The sequence below is a fragment of the Zemynaea arenosa genome (assembly GCF_004614185.1).
Lineage (GTDB): Bacteria > Pseudomonadota > Gammaproteobacteria > Burkholderiales > Burkholderiaceae_D > Telluria > Telluria arenosa.
Map to the genome: position 1 here is coordinate 26,901 of NZ_SPVF01000148.1, position 17,027 is coordinate 43,927.

Genomic DNA, 17,027 nt, shown 5'->3' on the forward strand with positions numbered 1-17,027 from the left:
GGTCCTGTGAGAATCCACTACAATAGAGTCCTGAAGCCTTATCGAACTGAGAACACACACATGCGTCGTCCATCCAAAGATTCCTCCCTCAAATTGAGCGCCGAAGGGCAGCGGCTGATCAGCCTGGCCCAGGCGATCGTGCAGGTCGGCAGCCGTGTCGAGGAACGGTCCTTGGAGCAGCAGCTGGACCAGACTTTGCAGCGCCTGCTGAAGTCCAACCACCAGGACACGATCGACAACGCACTCAACGTCCTGTTCAAGGATGACCTGCTGGCGTATGACACCCTGACCGAAGCGGTGGAAGCGGTCAGCGAATCGTCGTACATGGTCGAGCTGGAAGACGGCACCGAACAGCGCTACACCGCCCTGCTGATCGCCGCGCCGGTGCTGGCCTGGACCCGCTTCACGATTCCGCAGGGGCCGATTCCGGCCGACCTGCTGTCCACGCTCTCCGCCCATTTCGGCGCGCATCTGCTGGCCGATGGCGTGCGGCTGGCCATGGCTCCGCACCTGTTCTCCATCGACCAGCTGCCGCGCTCCCACGGCGAGCTGTATTCGCTGACGCACAAGCTGGCGCAGGCCGCGTACAAGAACCTCCCCGTCAAGCTGCAGCTGAAGGCGCCGGACACCGTGCCGTTCTTGGCCGACACGCGCTACCTGCTGGTGGCGGTGGTGGTGCCGCACGGCGGCCCGATCTTCCGCTGGCAGGAGCCCGCGCACCAGAACAACTTCCAGGCCGAGCGCCAGGCCGCGCTGGAGCAGTGGCGCACCCAGGCCACGCCCAACGTCTCGCGCCTGCTGCCGGGCTGCGGCATCGAACTGCTGCTGCCGGAGGCCTACTACGTCGGGTGCCGCGAGGCGGACAAGCTGATTCGTCCCGTGTCGATCCGCGCGGCCGTGCACTACCTCACCAACACGCTGGGCTGCGAGCCGGGCGAGCTGCGCGCCGTGATTGCCGGCTTTGGCGAAGAGTCGAGCGAAGCCCAGGTGGATGAATACCGCGTTGCCTTCACCATGCGCCAGTCGACTGACGTGGTGTACGGGATCGTCTGGCCGCTGTACGGGCAGGAAGACGAAGACGGCACCCCGGTCGAAGGCCTGATGAACGTCGCCGAACCCGCCCAGCGCACGCCGCTGGACGAAATCGTCGCCTGCCTGAACGAGATCGGCATCACCCACATCAAGCGCCACAGCGAGCGCTTTGTCGCCGAATACTGCGACGACTGCGGCGCGCCCTTGTTCGCCGACCCCACCGGTGAGCTGGTGCACGCCGAAATGCCCGAAGACGCCCCCGTCGGCACCGAGCACTTCCACTAACCCGTCCGCCCAAAAACGCCCTCCCGGGCGTTTTTTTGCGCTGCCTCAACCGGGGTCAGGCCTCCCCGCTCGGCACCGGGGTCAGGCCTCCCCTTTCTCAGCCGCACTGGCGCAGAGCGAAGGATCTGTGGATATTCTGTGGATAACTGGCTGGGGCCAGACCCCGTCTATGAGAAGCAGGCCTGACCCCGGGGTTGATGTGGCGCAGGTCAGGCGGGGGTGAAGTGAACCTGGACGCGCAGGCCCTTGTCGTCGTCGGCGGCGGAGAGGGTGATGCTGCCGGCGTTGCGCTCGGCGGCGCGTTCGGCGATCGCGAGGCCGAGGCCACTGCCCGATTGCTCTTGGCCGGGGATGCGGTAGAAGCGCTCGAATACCTTGCGGTGCAGGCTGGAGTCGATGCCGGGGCCCTGGTCGCTGATCGTCAGCGCGCAGCCGCCGTCCGTCGGGGCCAGCTGCACGGTCACGCGGCCGCCCTCGGGCGAGTATTTGATGGCGTTTGAAATCAGGTTGTCCACCAGCGCGGCCATGCTTTCGATGTGCAGCGGCAGCGGGCATTCGGCATCGGCCTGGAATTCGATTTCCACGTTGCGCTGTAAGGCCAGCGGCGCAGCGGCGGCGAGACGGTCGCGCACCAAAGTTCCGAGGTCGGACAGCGGCATCGGCTCCGCACTCGGTTCGGTATGCGCGCGCTCCAGCGCCAGCAGCTGGTGCACCATGTGCGTCGCGCGGCTGACGCCATCGCGCAGGCCATCGACGGCTTCTGCGCAGCGCGCCGCCGCCTCCGGGCCCACCCGCGAGACCAGCAGGTGCGCATTCACCTGGATCGCGGCCAGCGGCGTCTTGAGCTCGTGCGCGGCATCGGTCAGGAATTCGTGTTCGCGCTCGATGCGTTCGGACAGGCGTTTCATGAGCCTATTGATCGCATCCACCAACGGCGACAATTCGCGGTACTTCGACTCCGGCAGCGCCGTCAGGTCGGACACCGAACGCTGCTCGATCTGGTCCGCGATCGACCCGACGGGCCGCAGACCGATCTTCACGATCAGCCACGCCGGCAGCAGCAGCAGAGGCAAACTGAAAACCGTCGACGAGGCGAGGAAGCTGATGCCGGACATCGACAGCATCCACAGATCGTCCACCTCGTGACTGCGCTCCACCACCAGCCCTGCCGCGTCGTCGCGCTCCACCGCCCTCACCCACCCGTTGACGTTGGACGGCCGGGGATCGGTGGGCATGGGCAGCGCTTCCGGCAGCGCGGGCAGCGAGTTGTAGACCAGTCGCCCGTCCTTCCACACCTTCAGCCGCACCATAGAGTGATAGTCCAGCACCTGAAACATGTGCTTGCGCACCCGCTCCAGCTCCTGCGCCGCCGCCACCATGCGTTCCGGCTGCGCGGCCAGCAGCGACAGGTGCAGCAATGCCTCCCGCGTGTGCGCCCGGTTCTCGGCCGCTGTCCGCGCGCGCTGGGTGATCTGCGCGTCCTTGATCACGTACCACAGCCCGAGAACGAACACGATCACCACCACGCTGGAAAAGCCCAGCATCAGACGGCGGAACAGCGACGATGGCCGCAACGCGCGCCTCATGCCGCGTCCCTCGGCACCATGTAGCCGACCCCGCGCACGGTGCGGATGAAGCGCTCGCCGATCTTGCGCCGCAGGTTGTAGATGTGGACGTCCAGCGTCTGCCCTTCGCTGTGCGGCAGCACGCGGCGCTCCAGCTCCGCGCGCGTGAGCACGCGGCCGGACTGCTTCATGAGCGTGAGCAGCAGCGCATATTCGGTGCGCGACAGCGAGACCTCGGCCCCGCCACGCGTCACCTGCATGCTGCCTTCGTCCAGCACCAGGTCACCGAAGGTCCAGAGCTGGTCGCGCTTGTCCGTGGTGCCGCTGGCGCGCCGTACGATGGCCTTCAGCCGCACCAGCAGCTCGGGAATCTCGAACGGTTTGATGAGATAGTCGTCGGCCCCGATGTTGAAGCCATTCAGCCGGTCCTGCAGGCTGTCGCGCGCGGTGATGATCAGCACCGGCAGGGTCAAGCCCTGGGCGCGCAGGTCGCGCAGCACGACGGTGCCGTCGCCGTCGGGCAGGCCCAGGTCCAGCAACACCGCGTCGAACTGCTCGGCCTTGATCCGCTCGACCGCGTTCTCCGCGAGCCGGCACCAGACCACAGTGTGCCCTTCGTCCTGGAACACGGACAGCAGCGCGCGCCCGATCGACAGGTCATCCTCGATCATAAAAATCTTCATGGTGCAGCAGTGTAGCAGCGGGGCCGCGCGCAATCTTCAGGTTTTCTTCAGGCGCGGGCGCGTGCCGGCGGGCTCACAATTGAAGCAAATATTCTTTGCCATTTTCTCCCACAGTGCAAACAAGCGTTGCACATGCACCTTTAGTAAGCCATTTTGTCTGCCGTTCGCGCCGCGCGTGCAAATAACATTCATTCCCGTATGTATGCAGCGCCGTCCCAATCTTCAGGCCAGATTCAGAACCGCCACAGATGGGTTTTGACCCACCATCGCGCCCGCCACATCATGCGGTCCACTACAACAACACCAGAGACACCGCATGAAAAATCACGCCCCCAAGAACCGCCGGTTCGCCCTCCACCCTGTCGCCACGGCCTGCGCGCTGATGCTCTCGGGCCTTGCGCTCGGCGCCCACGCGCAGACCACGCAGGAACCCGAGATCAAACCGGGTGGCCAGGCCCCCGCCCAGCCGGACATCGCCCAGGTCACCGTCTCCGGCATCCGCACCGGCATCGAGGCCGCTATCTCGATCAAAAAAAACGCCACCTCGATCGTGGAAGCCATTTCGGCCGAGGACATCGGCAAGCTGCCCGATACCAGCGTGGCCGAATCGGTCTCGCGCCTGCCCGGCGTGACGACCCAGCGCAACAAGACCAACGGCAAAGCCACCGACGTGAGCGTGCGCGGTCTCTCGCCGAGCTTCAACGGCTCGCTGCTGAACGGCCGCGAACAGGCTTCCACCAGCGACGCCCGCAGCCCGGAGTTCGACCTGTTCCCGTCCGAGCTGACCGGCTCCGTCGTGATCTACAAAACCCCTGACGCAAGCCTGATGGGCCAGGGCCTGGCCTCCACCATCGACCTGCGCACCCTGCGCCCGCTGGACTTCGGCAAGCGCGTGATCGCGGCCAGCGCGCGCAAGGAGCGCATCGGCTACGACTCCGGCTCGGACCTGGGCGAAGGCCACCGCACCACCCTCACCTACGTCGACCAGTTCGCGGACCGCACCTTCGGCCTGTCGCTCGGCCTGACCTCCTTCGAGCAGGACAACGGCGGCGAATTGAAATTCGATTCCTGGGGCGGCTTCATGGTCGACAAGCAGTACCAGGGCCAGACCGTGAAGGTCCCGGGCGGTTTCCTGGCCGAGACCTCGCGCCGCAAGAACGACCGTGACGCCATCTCCCTCGGCCTGCAGTTCCGCCCCAGCCAGACCTTCAAGACCATGGTCGACGTGTTCTACTCGCGCGGTTCGGAAGCGACCAAAAAGACGGGCATCGAAGGCGCCGTCGGCGGCAGCACCGGCATCTACGATCCAGACGGCGAACTGTCCAACGCCACCGTCGCCAATGGCATCGCCACCAGCGGCACGCTCTCCAACTATAAGGCGGACGTGCGCAACCACATGTTCTCCAACAAGGACCGCCTGTTCTCGATCGGCGTGAACAGCGAGCTGCGGGTGAACGAATGGCGCATCGAGGGCGACCTGTCGCACTCGCGCGGCGTCAAGAACATGTCCAACTACGAGACCACCGCCGGCCAGCCGGGCAATGTGCCGGCCAGCCAGCTGGGCTCCATCTCGTACACCAACTTCGACGGCGTCCACTTCGACCAGGTGAAGTACACCCCGAGCCTGAACTACAGCGACCGCAAGGTGGCCGTGCTGACCGACGTCGATGGCTGGGGCGGTGGCCCCAACACGCCGCAGGCGGGCTACGTCTCGCTGCCGAACATCGAAGACCAGGTGGACAGCGTGCGCCTCGCGGGCCACCGCGAACTCGAATGGGGTCCGGTGACCAACCTCCACTTCGGTGGCAACTTCACGAAGCGCGACAAGTCCCGCAGCGGCGACGAAGGCCGCCTCTCGATCATCAACGGCGACGGCTTCGCCAGCGTCGCAGTCCCGGGCACTGACGTCGCCATGGCCGGCGGCACCGGCATCCCGGTCGTGTCGTTCGACCCGACCGGCACCCTGGGCACCATCTACAACCTGAATCGCTGGGTCGATGCGACCGTCCTGTCGCGCGCCTGGTCGGTCAGCGAGAAGGTCAGCACCCTGTACGCGATGGCGGACCTGGACAGCAAGCTGTTCTCGATTCCCTACACCGGCAACATCGGCCTGCAGGTCGTCCACACCAAGCAAAGCGCGAGCGGCAACCAGGTGGACCTGGCGCGCTGCACCGGCATCACGGTCGACACCTGCCCGTACTCCGTGCGCACCGGCGGCACCAGCTACACCGACGTGCTGCCCAGCGTGAACCTGGCCTTTGACCTGGGTCGCGAACAGTACCTGCGCTTCGGCGCCGGCAAGCAGATCTCGCGCGCCAACCTGGATAACCTGAAGGCGAGCATGGACTTCGGCCTGCAAAGCGCCACCGCCACCGCACCGGCGCTCACCGGCTACGCGGGCAATCCGGAACTGAAGCCCTACTCCGCGCGCTCGGTCGACCTCTCGTACGAAAAATACTTCGGCAAGCGCGCCTACGTGAGCGCCGCGGTGTTCTACAAGAAGCTCGATAACTACGTCATCAACGCGCCGCGCGAATTCGACTTCACGCCCTACACCAGCGCCAACACGCCGCTGCCGCAGACGGGCCCCTACAAGGATTCCGCGATCGGCTTCCTGACCAAGCCGGAGAACGGCCAGGGCGGCAACATGCACGGCTACGAGCTGGCCGTGAACATCCCGTTCTCGCTCGTCACCCCGTGGCTGGACGGCTTTGGCGTGCAGGCCAACTACTCGTACACCGACAGCGCGGTCAAGCTGCCGACGTCTGCCTTCGTCACCAAGAACAATGCCCCGGTGTTCAACGGCGCGGTGTCCGAGATCGGCCTGCCGGGTCTCTCGAAGAACGTGTCCAGCATGCGCCTGTACTACGAGAACCACGGCATCCAGCTGGCTGCGGCCGCGTACCGCCGCTCCAACTTCATCGGCCAGATCCTCGACTACCGCAGCGACTCGCAGTTCACCTTCATCAAGGGCGAGACCATCGTGGACCTGCAGGCGGCGTATGAATTCCAGCAGGGCTGGATGAAGGGCCTGACGGTCCTGCTCCAGGCCCACAACTGGACCAACCAGCCGTTCCGCGAATACACCAAGGATCCGGATATCATCACGAATGAGGTCAAATATGGACGCACCTACTCGTTTGGCCTGAACTACAAATTCTGAGTTTTTCACCAAGCCTGATACATGATTCATCACCGAGCACGTCGCGGCGTGCTCGCTGTCCTGCTGGGGCTCGCCGCCCTGGCCGTGACAGCGCATGCCGCGAACCCGTACCAGCCCGTCCCCTACGTCCAGTTCCAGCACCCGGAATGGAGCCAGGACGCCACCATCTATCAAATCAATACGCGCCAGTTCACTGCGGAAGGCAGCTTCCGCGCCGCTGAAAAGGAGCTGCCCCGCCTGAAGAAACTGGGCGTCGGCATCCTCTGGCTCATGCCGATCCACCCGATCGGCGAAAAGAACCGCAAAGGCCCGCTCGGCAGCCCGTACGCCGTGCGGGACTACCGCGCTGTGAACCCGGAACTGGGCACGCTGGCGGACCTCAAGCACTTCGTCGACCGCGCCCATGCGCTGGGCATGCACGTCATCCTGGACTGGGTCGGCAACCACACCTCATGGGACAACGTGCTGCGCACCACCCACCCCGAGTGGTACGACAACGATGCCAAGGGCCAGCCGCGCCCCACCCCGTGGTACGACTGGGACGACATCATCGACCTCGATTACTCCCAACCCGCGCTGCGCAAGTACATGACCGAATCGATGGCGTACTGGGTACGCGATGTCGGCGTCGATGGCTACCGCGTCGATGCCGCAGGCCTGGTGCCGCAGGACTTCTGGGACAACGCCAGCCGCGAACTGCGCGTCATCAAGCCGGTCTTCATGCTGGCCGAATGGGAGAGCCGGGACATGCACGCCAAGGCTTTCGACGCCACCTATTCGTGGTCCTGGTTCGACGCGATGAAGAATCTCGCCGAAGGCCGCGCGGATGCCACCTCGCTGCACGCCTACTACGCGTGGAACGACAAGTTCTACCCGCGCGAAGCCTATCGCCTGCTCGGCACCAGCAACCATGACAAGAACTCGTGGGAGGGCACGGAATTCGACATCTTCGGCCCCGCCACCGATTCCACCATCGTGTTTTCCTTCGTCAGCGCAGGCATCCCCATGCTCTACAATGGCCAGGAAGCGGGCAACCGCAAGCGCCTCGCCTTCTTCGAGCGCGACCCGATTGTGTGGCAGCCATCGCCCTATGCGGACCTGTACCGCAGGCTGATCGCGCTGAAGAAGCACAACCGCGCACTGTGGAACGGCGCGGCCGGTGGCCGCATGGAGCAGGTAAAGAACAGCGACGAAAAGAAGATCTTCAGCTTCGTGCGCGCGCAGGGCTCGCAAAAGGTTTTCGCCGTCTTTAACTTCTCGGCCCAGCCGGTGCATGCGTCATTCAAAGACGGCCCGCAGATCGGCACCTGGCGCGATTTCACCACCAACGCCACCGTGCGCGTGGACAGCGCCACCACCTTCGACCTGGCTCCCTGGAGCTACAAACTCTTTACCCAATAACGCCCAAAAACGAGGATCCACGTGCACATCTCCACCTTCCAGATCCGCTGGGTCTCCACCGCCGTGATGGCCGCAGGCGTGTATGCCTGCACCGCCGGTTCCGCGCTCGCCGACAATATCCTCGCCGCCGTCTCCTCGCCCGGCCATGTGCTGGACGTGACCGTGCAGCTGACCGGCGATGGACGCCTGGCCTACGAGGTCCAGCGCAAGGGCAAGCCGCTGATCGCGCCGTCGCGCCTCGGCTTCATCCTCACCAACGCGCCCGCGCTGGACGGCGGCTTCAGTCTCGCTGGCCAGTCGGTCAGCGAACATGACGACACCTGGGAGCAGCCCTGGGGCGAGCGCCGCTACGTGCGCAACCACTACAAGGAGCTGCGCGTGGACGTGGCCCAGCGCAGCGTCAATGGCCGCAAGCTGGCCGTGGTGTTCCGCGTGTTCGACGATGGCATCGGATTCCGCTACGAATTTCCGAACCAGCCGCAGCTCGGCGACGTCAAGATCGCGGACGAGCTGACCGAGTTCGTGGTGGCGCCGCCGGCCACCGCCTGGTGGCAGCCTGCCGGCGAGCTGCTGGCCCTCGAATACCCGATCACGAAGACGCCGCTGCGCGAAGTCGGCATGGCCAACACGCCGATGACCATCCGCACCGAGGACGGTACGCACGTCGCCTTCCATGAGGCGGCGTTGGTCGACTATGCGTCCATGTGGCTGCGCAAGGTGGAAGGGCAAAAGCTGCGCGCCCACCTGGCACCATCGAGCACCGGCCCGGCGGTGGAGCGCCACGGCGCCTTCACCACGCCCTGGCGCACCTTGCAGATCGCGGACAACGCCGCGGACCTGTACATGTCGGACCTCATCCTCAACCTGAATGAGCCGAACAAGTTGGGGAACGTCTCGTGGGTCAAGCCGACCAAGTTCGTGGGCGTGTGGTGGGAGATGCACCTGGACCAGACCACCTGGGCCTCCGGCAAACGCCATGGCGCGACCACCGCCAACACCAAGCGCTATATCGACTTCGCAGCGAAGAACGGTTTCGGCGGCGTGCTGGTGGAAGGCTGGAACAAGGGCTGGGATGGCAACTGGGTCGGCTACCAGTCCAACTTCAGCTACACCCAGGCTTACCCGGACTTCGACCTGAAGGCTGTCACGGCCTACGCCAAATCCAAGGGCGTTCGCCTGATCGGCCACCACGAGACGGGCGGGAATATCGCCAATTACGAAAAGCAGATGGACGCGGGCTACAAGCTGTACGCGTCGCTGGGCGTGGACAGCATCAAGTCCGGCTACGTGACCGACGCCGGCACGGCCCTCTTCCCCGAAAAGAACGGCAAGACCCACTTCGGCTTTACCGATTCGCAGGAAGGCTCGCGCCACTACCTGAAGGCCGTGACCGAGGCAGCGCGCTACCGCATCGCCATCGACACCCACGAGCCGATCAAGGACACGGGCCTGCGCCGGACCTACCCGAACTGGCTGTCGCGCGAAGGCGCACGCGGAATGGAGTTCAACGCCTGGGGCAATCCGATCAACGGTGTCGACCATGAGGTCAACCTCGTCTTCACCCGCATGCTCAGTGGACCGATGGACTACACACCGGGCATCCTGAGCCTCGCGGGCCAGAAGGGCAAGCCACTCAACTCCACGCAGGCCAAGCAGCTCGCGAGCTTCGTGGTGATCTATTCGCCGGTGGTGATGGCGGCGGACCTGATCGAGAACTACGAGAAGTACCCTGGCCCCTTCAAATTCATCAAGGACGTGCCGGCCGATTGGGCGGACACGCGCGTGCTGCATGGACAAATGGGCGAGTACGCGACCATCGCCCGCAAGGACCGCCGCTCGGACGACTGGTACGTCGGCTCGGTCACGGACGGGAATGCACGCACGCTGGCGCTGCCGCTGTCGTTCCTCGATGCGGGGCGCTCGTATGTGGCCGAGATCTACCGCGATGGCGATACGGCAGACTACCGCAACGAGCACCGCTTCGACATCGTCATCGAGAAGAAGACGGTGACGGCTGCGGATACGCTGGCGCTGAAGCTGGCGCCGGGTGGTGGCCAGGCGATCCGCTTTTCGCCCGCCTCCGCAGCCCCCACCACTGCGCAATGATGACGCCCATACCGGCGACTGAAGGGAGCAGCTGAGACCACGGCTGCCAGGCCGCCAGCAGATTGCCGCTGGCGGCCGAGATCATCCCAAACAGGCAGGCCACCATCTTGTAGACGTGCTCATAGCGCCACAGCGTGCCGCGCCAGCGGTGCGGAAAGAACAGGCGCAGCGTGTCGTAGGCCAGCAGCACGAACAGCGCCGCAAGCGTGGACCGGGCGACCGGGGCCTGCGCCATCCCGATCATCGTGGACAACCACGCAGCGGCGCCGCAGGTCAGCACCGTCAGCAGCGCGTCACCCACGTCCGGCCCCTGCTCCCTGGTGCGCGCGACGCGCAGGCCGCTCACCAGCTGGTACCCGACCAGCAGTGCCAATGTTGCGAACAGGGGTCGAAAGCCGAACAGCATATTCCCCAGCGCCGCCGTGGCGCATACCACACCGACGCATAGCGCGAACCAGCGACCGGCCGCCTTGTGCGCGAGCGTGCCCTTCGGACGCCATAGCACCGCCAATCCGAAAGCGATGCCGATGCCACCCGCCGCGACGTGCAGCGCCAGGTTGGCGAGATGTGAGCTGGTGTAGGCGGCGGACATGATGGGCTCCTGATCGAACGGAGCGCATTGTGCGCCGGTGGACCTTTGGGCCAGCTTAAGGTCGGCGCGCCTATAATCCGGCTCATGCTCATCCACTGTCGCCGCTAACGCATGCACATTCTCATCATCGAAGACGACCTCGATCTCGGACACGGGCTGCAGCAGGCCCTGAAGGCGGAGGGCATCGCCAGCACCTGGCTGCGCCGCGCCGCCGATGCCCCGCAGCCGTGCGACCTGCACGAGTACGACTGCGCCCTGCTCGACATCGCGCTGCCCGATGGTTCGGGCACCGACCTGCTGCTGCGCTGGCGCGCCGAGGGTGCGGGCCTGCCGATCATCATGGTGACTGCACGCGCCGGACTGGATGACCGCCTGGCCGGCCTCGATGGCGGCGCCGACGACTACATCGCCAAGCCCTTTGCCGTGCCCGAGCTGCTGTCGCGCATTCGCGCCGTGATGCGCCGCTACGCGCAGCAGGCCACCGACGTCTGGACCGTCGGCGATTTGGTGGTCGAACCGCGCGCCCACCGTGCCACCGTCGGCGGCGCTGAACTCGACCTGTCCCCACGCGAATTCAGCCTGCTGCTGGAACTGGCCAAGCAGCCGCACGCCGTGGTGGCCAAGGCCGCGCTGGCGCAGCGTCTCGCGCCGCATGGCGAGGCCCTGGACTTTGGCGCGCTCGAAGTTCACGTCTCCAACCTGCGCCGCAAGATCGGCGCACAGCGCATCCGCACCGTACGCGGCGTGGGCTATATGCTGTGCGCCGCGTGATGCAGGCGCCGGCCATCTTCCGCCGCACGCTGGTGCGGCGCGTGTCCCTCACGCTAATGCTGTCGTTCGGCGTGGTGTATGTCGCCTACATGGGGCTCATCTTGCGCCAGGCCAGCGCGCCGGAGGAGACGGTGTCCATGTCCACCACGCGCGCGGACAACCTGCTCGCGTCGATTGCCAGCGCCCGCACGACGGGCGCCGCGTGTTCGATCGCGATGGCCGCCGTCGAGATGCTCAACCAGGACCGCGGCATGACGCGCAACACCTACGGCGCATTGAGCGGCCCCGAACAGTGCGCGACGCCCGGCTGGCCCGTGAAGCCAGGGACGGACGGCGTGCTGCAGGTGGGTGAGAAAAGCTATGTCGCGGTGACGCGCAAACGCGGGCGGTGGACTCTTTCGCTGGCGGTCGAACAGCGCAGCAAGGGTTGGCTGTTCAGCCGCATCAACCAGACGCTCGCACCCTATCTGATCGCATCTTTCATCATCATCCTGATCCCGATTTGGTGGGCGGTCGCGCGCGGACTGCGGCCGTTGCGCGCCCTGTCCGACCGCATCGCCGCGCGCAGTCCGGACGACCTGCAGCCTCTGCGCGCGCCGGCCAGCTACGCCGAACTGACTCCGCTGACCGACGCGCTGGACGCGCTGCTCGCGCAACTGCGCCGCAAGGTCGAGCGCGAACACGCCTTCGTGCAGGACGCCGCGCACGAACTGCGCACACCCTTGGCCGCCATCTCCGTGCAAGCCCACGCCGTCGCTGCACTGGACGACAAGTCCGAACGCGCCCAAGCCGCGCGCCAGCTGGACGCCGTGATTCGCCGCGCCTCGCACTTGATCGACCAGCTGCTGGAACTCGCGCGCCTTGGCAACGACAAGAGCAGCAGCACCAGCTTCGATCTGGCGGAACTGGTGCGCGACGAAGCCGCCATGGTCGCACCCCTCGCGATCCAGCGCGATATCGAACTGACGGTGGACGGTGACGAGCGTGTGCCGCTGCTGGGCGACCGCGCCTCCGCCACCGCCATCATCAGCAACCTGCTCTCCAACGCCCTGCGCTACACACCGCCGGGCGGCCACGTCACCGCGACGGTGCAAGCGTCGGCCACCGAAACGACGCTGACGGTGAGCGACACCGGCCCCGGGATCCCGCCCGAGCTGCGCGACCTGGTCTTCGAGCGCTTTTACCGCGCCAGCGCCGATGTTGCCGGCACGGGTCTCGGCCTCGCCATCGTCCGCGAAGCCGCCGCCCGCCTCTGCGGCCGCGTCACCGTCGCCGCCTCCCCCGCCGGCGGTGCCCTTTTCGTTGTCTACATCCCACAGGGGTCAGGCCTCGCCTAAAACCCATGGGGTCAGGCACCCCGGGGTGTGAATAACTGCGGCGCCGAATGAAGGCGGCTGTGGAAAAGTCTCTGGGGTCAGACCCCAAGGGGGAAGGCAGGCCTGACCCCGGGGTTGACGGAGGTCAGAGGGGGAACGTTACCAGCGGGTGAAGGGGTGGCGGACGAGGTGGGAGTTGTAGTAGCGGGGGTCGAAGGTGACCTCGGCGCCAATCCAGGTGGGCTTGTCGAAGGCTTCGGTCTCGCTGGCGAGTTCGATTTCAGCGACCAGCAAGCCGGCGTTCTCGCCGAGGAATTCGTCGACCTCCCAGACCTTGCCGGCATGCGGGATGCGGCGGCGGTACTTCTCGATCAGCGGCTTGTCGCACAGGCGGTCCAGCAGCTCGTTGGCGTCGGCCAGCGGGATCTCGTATTCCCACTCGCCGCGCGTGGCGCCCGTGCTCTTGCTCTTGAGGGTCAACACGCCGCGCGTGCCTTCCACTCGCACGCGCACCACGCGCTCAGGGTCGGTCGAGATGTAGCCCTGCCGGAGCAGCACCGGCTCACCCAGCGCACGCCAGGCGTCGCTCGTCAGCAGGAACTTGCGCTCGATTTCGACGCCCATCGCGCGCCCTCGACCCTTAATCCAGCGAGGCCAGGATCGGCTGCAGGATCGCCTTGCCCAATTCGATCGAGCGGGCGCCATTCCAGCCCACGTGCGCGTCCGGCAGATCCGCATTGTCCTTGAACGGCATCTCCAGCGTCAGCGACAGGCACTTGAACGTATGGCCGATGTACTTCGAAGCCAAAGTCAAAAGCTCCTCGTTGTATTTGCTGGCCTCGTAGCCGTACACGTTCTGGAAGTCCGGGCTCGCAAGCATGTACTGATCCACGAACGCCTTCTGCCTGGCCATGCGCTCGGGCGTGAAGTCCTGCAGCATCTCGTTCCCGGCCACGAAGTTGTACGGCAGGTTCTCGTCGCCGTGGATGTCGAAGAACATGTCGACGCCGGTCTCGTGGATCTTGTTCTTCACGCACAGGACCTCGGGGCTGCGCTCCAGCGTGGGCGTCATCCACTCGCGATTGAGGTTGGCGCCGGCCGCGTTGGTGCGCAGGTTGCCGCGCACGGAGCCGTCCGGGTTCATGTTGGGCACCACGTAGAACACGCAGCGCTGCAGCAGCTTGCGCGCGATCGGGTTCGAGCTGTCCAGCAGCGCATCCATCATGCCTTCCACGTACCACTCGGCCATCGTCTCGCCCGGGTGCTGGCGGGCGATCACCCAGATCTTCTTCTCGGCCTGCGGATTGCCGATGACGACCAGGTTCATGTCGCGGCCATCGACCGTGCTGCCGATATCGAGCACGCGCGCGATCGGGTTCTCGGCCACCTCACCCAGCACGCGCAGGTGCCGCTCCCACGAATACGGCTCGAAGTAGGCGAAGTAGACGCTGTCCAGCTCCGGCGTGAAGTGGATCGTCATGACCTGGCCATCGAAGCTGGTCGGCACGCGGAACCAGTTCTCCATGTCGTAGCTGGCGCACGCGCTGTAGCCCTCATAGCCCTTGGCGTAGGTGGCCTGCCCGGCGTTGAGGAAGCGGATCGTGCACGCCTGCCCACGCGCGCCCTGCAAGCGGAAGTGGAACCACTGGCGGATGTCGGCGTGCGAATCGTCGCGCAGCTTCAGGTCGATCTGGCTGGCCTGCTCCGCCTGGACGACGACGATGGCGCCGGAGTCGAACTGCTGGCTGATCTTGATGGTCATGACGGGCCTTTCGCGCTTACGCGGCGTCCAGGTTGATGAGGTCCTTGGCGTACACCGAGAAGAAGTGGCGCAGCAGTTCGACGTTGGAACGGTCCAGCAGGACGGTCTGCTCGGGCGTGTTCTCCAGCTCCATGCGGATGCGCAGCGCATCGGGGAACTGCTTGCAGTTCACCGACACCACGCGCGGGGTGAAGCGGATGTCCCAGTCCATCTGGGTGAACGGCGGGATGCCGGCCGGCGGTTCCAGGTTCGGGTCCTGGTTCACCGGGATGTGCTCGAGCATCCAGAACACGACCGACGCCGGGAAAAACGCGGTCGAATAAGTGCCGCCGTGATGCGCGTATTTGACCAGCAGGAGATTGCCGACCGCATCGCATCCGACATTCAGGCTCTTGACTTGACGGAAAACTGCTTGCTTTGCCACTTTGGGGTCCTTCGGGATTGGTAGGAATAAGCGAGAAAATGCGCTGGGATTCTACCGCATCCGGGTCGGCATTTTGTCGAAAAAGATGCCCAAAACAAAAAGGGGAGCCTGCGCTCCCCTGCTACTGTGGCGTCAGCCGACATCCTTCAGGGACCTCGGCCGTTCACCGCTTTCTGTCAGCGGTTGCCCTTGTTGCCGCCGCCGGACGAACCGCCGCGGCCGCTTTGCTGGTTGCCGCCGCCGTGGCTCAGGGAGCCAGCGCGGCGTGCCTCTTCCGAGGTGAATTCGTGCGCAGTGCCCTTGGCGTGGGCGGCGCGTCCGCCTTCGGACGCGATCTCACGCTGGCGCTGCGGGTCCATGGACGCGAAACCGCGGTTGCTGGTGCCGCTCTGCTTGTTGCCCTGATTGCTGCTTTGGCTGCTGCTCTGGTTGCTACCCTGGTTGCTGCCCTGTTTGTTACCACTCTGGTTAGCCATGGTCGTATCTCCTTTGTCAATGTGCCAATCCCCGACGCGTCTACGGCGCCAGTTGATCAGGTAGGAGTCATCTTAGGATCGTCGGAGCGGCCGAGGTATAGGACGAGCGGATAGGAGTTTGTAGGACTAGTGGACGGGTTTTCATGCGTTGAGAAAACCCGGCTTTCAGAAGATTTCCTAGGGCAAGAACATCGGCCTTGTCCTACAAGGGTGGGGTGCGTGTGCCGATACAGAATGACAAGCCGGACGCGCATCATGGCTGTGTCAGGCGCCACGCGGCGCCGTCTTACACACAAGGAGGGCGAATCATGAATTCGAACCAGCGCAGCCAGGGGAACAAGCAGACCAGCAATGGTGGCAACGAAAAGAGCGTGAGCTCGTCGCGCGGCGGCACCACGGAGAACTACAGCCAGCAGTCGAGCGCCGAGGGCACGGGTCTGCCAGGTGGTGGCAACAAGCAGTCGGGCACGCGCGGGCCGTCGGGTGAAAGCCTCGGCGACGATACTCTGACCCCGACCCGCATGGGTAGCGGCCAGGGCCAGCATGCGCAGAGCAGCGGCGGTGGCGAAGGCGCGGGCCTGGGCCAGCAGTCGGCGGCGGGGAGCAGCAGCGACTCGGTGCAGGGCCAGTCGCGCGTGACCGGCAGCTTTGGCGGTGAGCACCAGCAGAGCGGCGGCGCCAGCGAAGGCACCGGCGTGGGCCAGCAGATGGGCGAGATCACGGGTGGAAATTCCCAGCTCGCGGGCAGTGACCTGGAAGGCGAAGGCCAGTCGCTGGGCAGCGATGACCTGGTGCGCCGCTCGGACAGCCAGCAGCGTGGCTCTTCCGGTGAGCAGGGCAGCGGCGGCATGGGGCAGTCCTGGGAACAGGGCAATCGGCAGATGTCGGAGCGCGGCTGGGATGGATCGGAACAGTCGCAGTCGGGCGGTTCGTCACAAGCATCGCAATCATCCCAATCATCGCAGTCGTCGCAATCGTCGCAGTCGTCGCAGCGCGGCGGGATGCTGGGCCAGCAGTCGCAATCCGGCGTGCCGGGACAGTCGACGCTGGGCAGCTCGCAGTCGGGTGAAGGCGGCAACCAGTCGTCGGTCGAAACGCGCGGCAGCAATGTGCGTTCGCCGCTCGCCGGCGGCGGCGGTGAATCGTCCAGCCAGTCAAGCGTGGGCGGCATGAGCCGCGGCGGCGCGCCGGATTCAGGCAGCCTCGGTGGCGGCTCGTCGCAGAGCGGCACGGGCCTCGGTTCTTCGCAGTCGGGCAACATGGGTGGATCGGGAGTTGGCTCGGCCGCGGGTGCCGGTGGCGCAGGCAGCGCGTCGTCCCAGTCGGGCAGCGGCGGTAGCGGCATGAGCGGGTCAGGCATGGGCTCGGCCGGCAACGGCGGACGGTCGCAGACCGGCGGCGGCATGGGTGGTTCGTCCGGCGGCATGGGCGGATCCTCCGGCGGCATGGGC

The 17,027-nt window shown here is 65.6% G+C and carries 13 protein-coding genes and 1 pseudogene; 7 read left to right on the forward strand and 7 right to left on the reverse strand.

Translation table 11 applies throughout. The annotated features are described in order from the left end of the window. Positions 1-60 precede the first annotated feature (60 nt). Positions 61-1,317 carry a DUF2863 family protein gene (locus E4L96_RS11990; RefSeq protein WP_135207457.1) on the forward strand — a complete coding sequence of 419 codons (1,257 nt, stop codon included), beginning with the start codon at positions 61-63 and terminating at the stop codon, positions 1,315-1,317. 209 nt (positions 1,318-1,526) lie between these two features. On the opposite strand, the gene E4L96_RS11995 is transcribed toward E4L96_RS11990, so the two are convergent. After that, positions 1,527-2,903 (reverse strand): sensor histidine kinase, encoded by a 1,377-nt coding sequence (locus tag E4L96_RS11995; protein ID WP_135207458.1) that lies wholly within the window; start codon positions 2,901-2,903, stop codon positions 1,527-1,529. Then, entirely contained in the window at positions 2,900-3,565 is a 666-nt protein-coding gene (locus tag E4L96_RS12000; RefSeq protein ID WP_135207459.1) for a response regulator transcription factor, read from the reverse strand. Before E4L96_RS12000 ends, E4L96_RS11995 begins: the two co-directional genes overlap by 4 nt. 316 nt (positions 3,566-3,881) lie before the next feature. Here E4L96_RS12000 and E4L96_RS12005 point away from each other — a divergent pair, with 316 nt between their 5' ends. Genes E4L96_RS12005 through E4L96_RS12015 form a run of 3 tightly spaced genes read left to right on the forward strand, consistent with a single transcriptional unit; the run spans position 3,882 to position 10,235 of the window. Further along, positions 3,882-6,728, forward strand: coding sequence for a TonB-dependent receptor (locus E4L96_RS12005; protein ID WP_135207460.1), 2,847 nt, complete (start codon positions 3,882-3,884; stop codon positions 6,726-6,728). A gap of 21 nt (positions 6,729-6,749) precedes the next feature. Further along, a complete protein-coding gene (locus tag E4L96_RS12010) occupies positions 6,750-8,129 on the forward strand; it encodes an alpha-amylase family glycosyl hydrolase (protein WP_135207461.1) in 1,380 nt (459 codons plus the stop codon). Between the two features lie 21 nt (positions 8,130-8,150). Continuing rightward, positions 8,151-10,235, forward strand: coding sequence for a glycoside hydrolase family 97 protein (locus E4L96_RS12015; protein ID WP_229414416.1), 2,085 nt, complete (start codon positions 8,151-8,153; stop codon positions 10,233-10,235). Here the strand turns inward: E4L96_RS12015 and E4L96_RS12020 are convergent. Further along, on the reverse strand, positions 10,120-10,827 hold the full coding sequence (locus tag E4L96_RS12020) for a DUF2306 domain-containing protein (protein ID WP_135207462.1): 708 nt from the start codon (positions 10,825-10,827) through the stop codon (positions 10,120-10,122). The genes E4L96_RS12015 and E4L96_RS12020 overlap by 116 nt on opposite strands. 111 nt (positions 10,828-10,938) lie before the next feature. On the opposite strand from E4L96_RS12020, the gene E4L96_RS12025 reads away from it, so the two are divergent. Together E4L96_RS12025 and E4L96_RS12030 are read left to right on the forward strand one after the other, a co-directional pair. Then, the gene (locus E4L96_RS12025; protein WP_135207463.1) at positions 10,939-11,598 is read left to right on the forward strand and encodes a response regulator; all 660 of its coding nucleotides are present in this window, start codon (positions 10,939-10,941) and stop codon (positions 11,596-11,598) included. Next, positions 11,598-12,935 (forward strand): sensor histidine kinase, encoded by a 1,338-nt coding sequence (locus E4L96_RS12030; RefSeq protein WP_229414419.1) that lies wholly within the window; start codon positions 11,598-11,600, stop codon positions 12,933-12,935. The genes E4L96_RS12025 and E4L96_RS12030 overlap by 1 nt, the downstream gene beginning before the upstream one ends. A gap of 138 nt (positions 12,936-13,073) precedes the next feature. Here E4L96_RS12030 and E4L96_RS12035 read toward each other — a convergent pair whose 3' ends face one another. The 4 genes from E4L96_RS12035 to E4L96_RS12050 form a co-directional block, all read right to left on the reverse strand. Further along, complete coding sequence (locus E4L96_RS12035) at positions 13,074-13,538, reverse strand: CYTH domain-containing protein (RefSeq protein ID WP_135207465.1); 465 nt, start codon at positions 13,536-13,538, stop codon at positions 13,074-13,076. 16 nt (positions 13,539-13,554) lie between these two features. Next, positions 13,555-14,676 carry a M14 family metallopeptidase gene (locus E4L96_RS12040; RefSeq protein ID WP_135207466.1) on the reverse strand — a complete coding sequence of 374 codons (1,122 nt, stop codon included), beginning with the start codon at positions 14,674-14,676 and terminating at the stop codon, positions 13,555-13,557. Between the two features lie 16 nt (positions 14,677-14,692). Then, positions 14,693-15,100, reverse strand: coding sequence for a hypothetical protein (locus tag E4L96_RS12045; RefSeq protein WP_229414417.1), 408 nt, complete (start codon positions 15,098-15,100; stop codon positions 14,693-14,695). Positions 15,101-15,276: 176 nt separating this feature from the next. After that, positions 15,277-15,576 (reverse strand): KGG domain-containing protein, encoded by a 300-nt coding sequence (locus E4L96_RS12050; RefSeq protein ID WP_135207467.1) that lies wholly within the window; start codon positions 15,574-15,576, stop codon positions 15,277-15,279. A gap of 308 nt (positions 15,577-15,884) precedes the next feature. On the opposite strand from E4L96_RS12050, the pseudogene E4L96_RS12055 reads away from it, so the two are divergent. Continuing rightward, positions 15,885-17,027, forward strand: a pseudogene (locus E4L96_RS12055) (hypothetical protein); the annotation flags it as partial.

Excerpts from the sequence above, each read along its gene's own strand:
- E4L96_RS12035 (WP_135207465.1), bottom strand. The coding sequence starts at position 13,538 with ATGGGCGTCGAAATCGAGCGCAAGTTCCTGCTGACGAGCGACGCCTGG.
- E4L96_RS11990 (WP_135207457.1), top strand. The coding sequence starts at position 61 with ATGCGTCGTCCATCCAAAGATTCCTCCCTCAAATTGAGCGCCGAAGGG.
- E4L96_RS11995 (WP_135207458.1), bottom strand. The coding sequence starts at position 2,903 with ATGAGGCGCGCGTTGCGGCCATCGTCGCTGTTCCGCCGTCTGATGCTG.
- E4L96_RS12010 (WP_135207461.1), top strand. The coding sequence starts at position 6,750 with ATGATTCATCACCGAGCACGTCGCGGCGTGCTCGCTGTCCTGCTGGGG.
- E4L96_RS12025 (WP_135207463.1), top strand. The coding sequence starts at position 10,939 with ATGCACATTCTCATCATCGAAGACGACCTCGATCTCGGACACGGGCTG.
- E4L96_RS12040 (WP_135207466.1), bottom strand. The coding sequence starts at position 14,676 with ATGACCATCAAGATCAGCCAGCAGTTCGACTCCGGCGCCATCGTCGTC.
- E4L96_RS12050 (WP_135207467.1), bottom strand. The coding sequence starts at position 15,576 with ATGGCTAACCAGAGTGGTAACAAACAGGGCAGCAACCAGGGTAGCAAC.
- E4L96_RS12000 (WP_135207459.1), bottom strand. The coding sequence starts at position 3,565 with ATGAAGATTTTTATGATCGAGGATGACCTGTCGATCGGGCGCGCGCTG.
- E4L96_RS12030 (WP_229414419.1), top strand. The coding sequence starts at position 11,598 with ATGCAGGCGCCGGCCATCTTCCGCCGCACGCTGGTGCGGCGCGTGTCC.
- E4L96_RS12020 (WP_135207462.1), bottom strand. The coding sequence starts at position 10,827 with ATGTCCGCCGCCTACACCAGCTCACATCTCGCCAACCTGGCGCTGCAC.
- E4L96_RS12005 (WP_135207460.1), top strand. The coding sequence starts at position 3,882 with ATGAAAAATCACGCCCCCAAGAACCGCCGGTTCGCCCTCCACCCTGTC.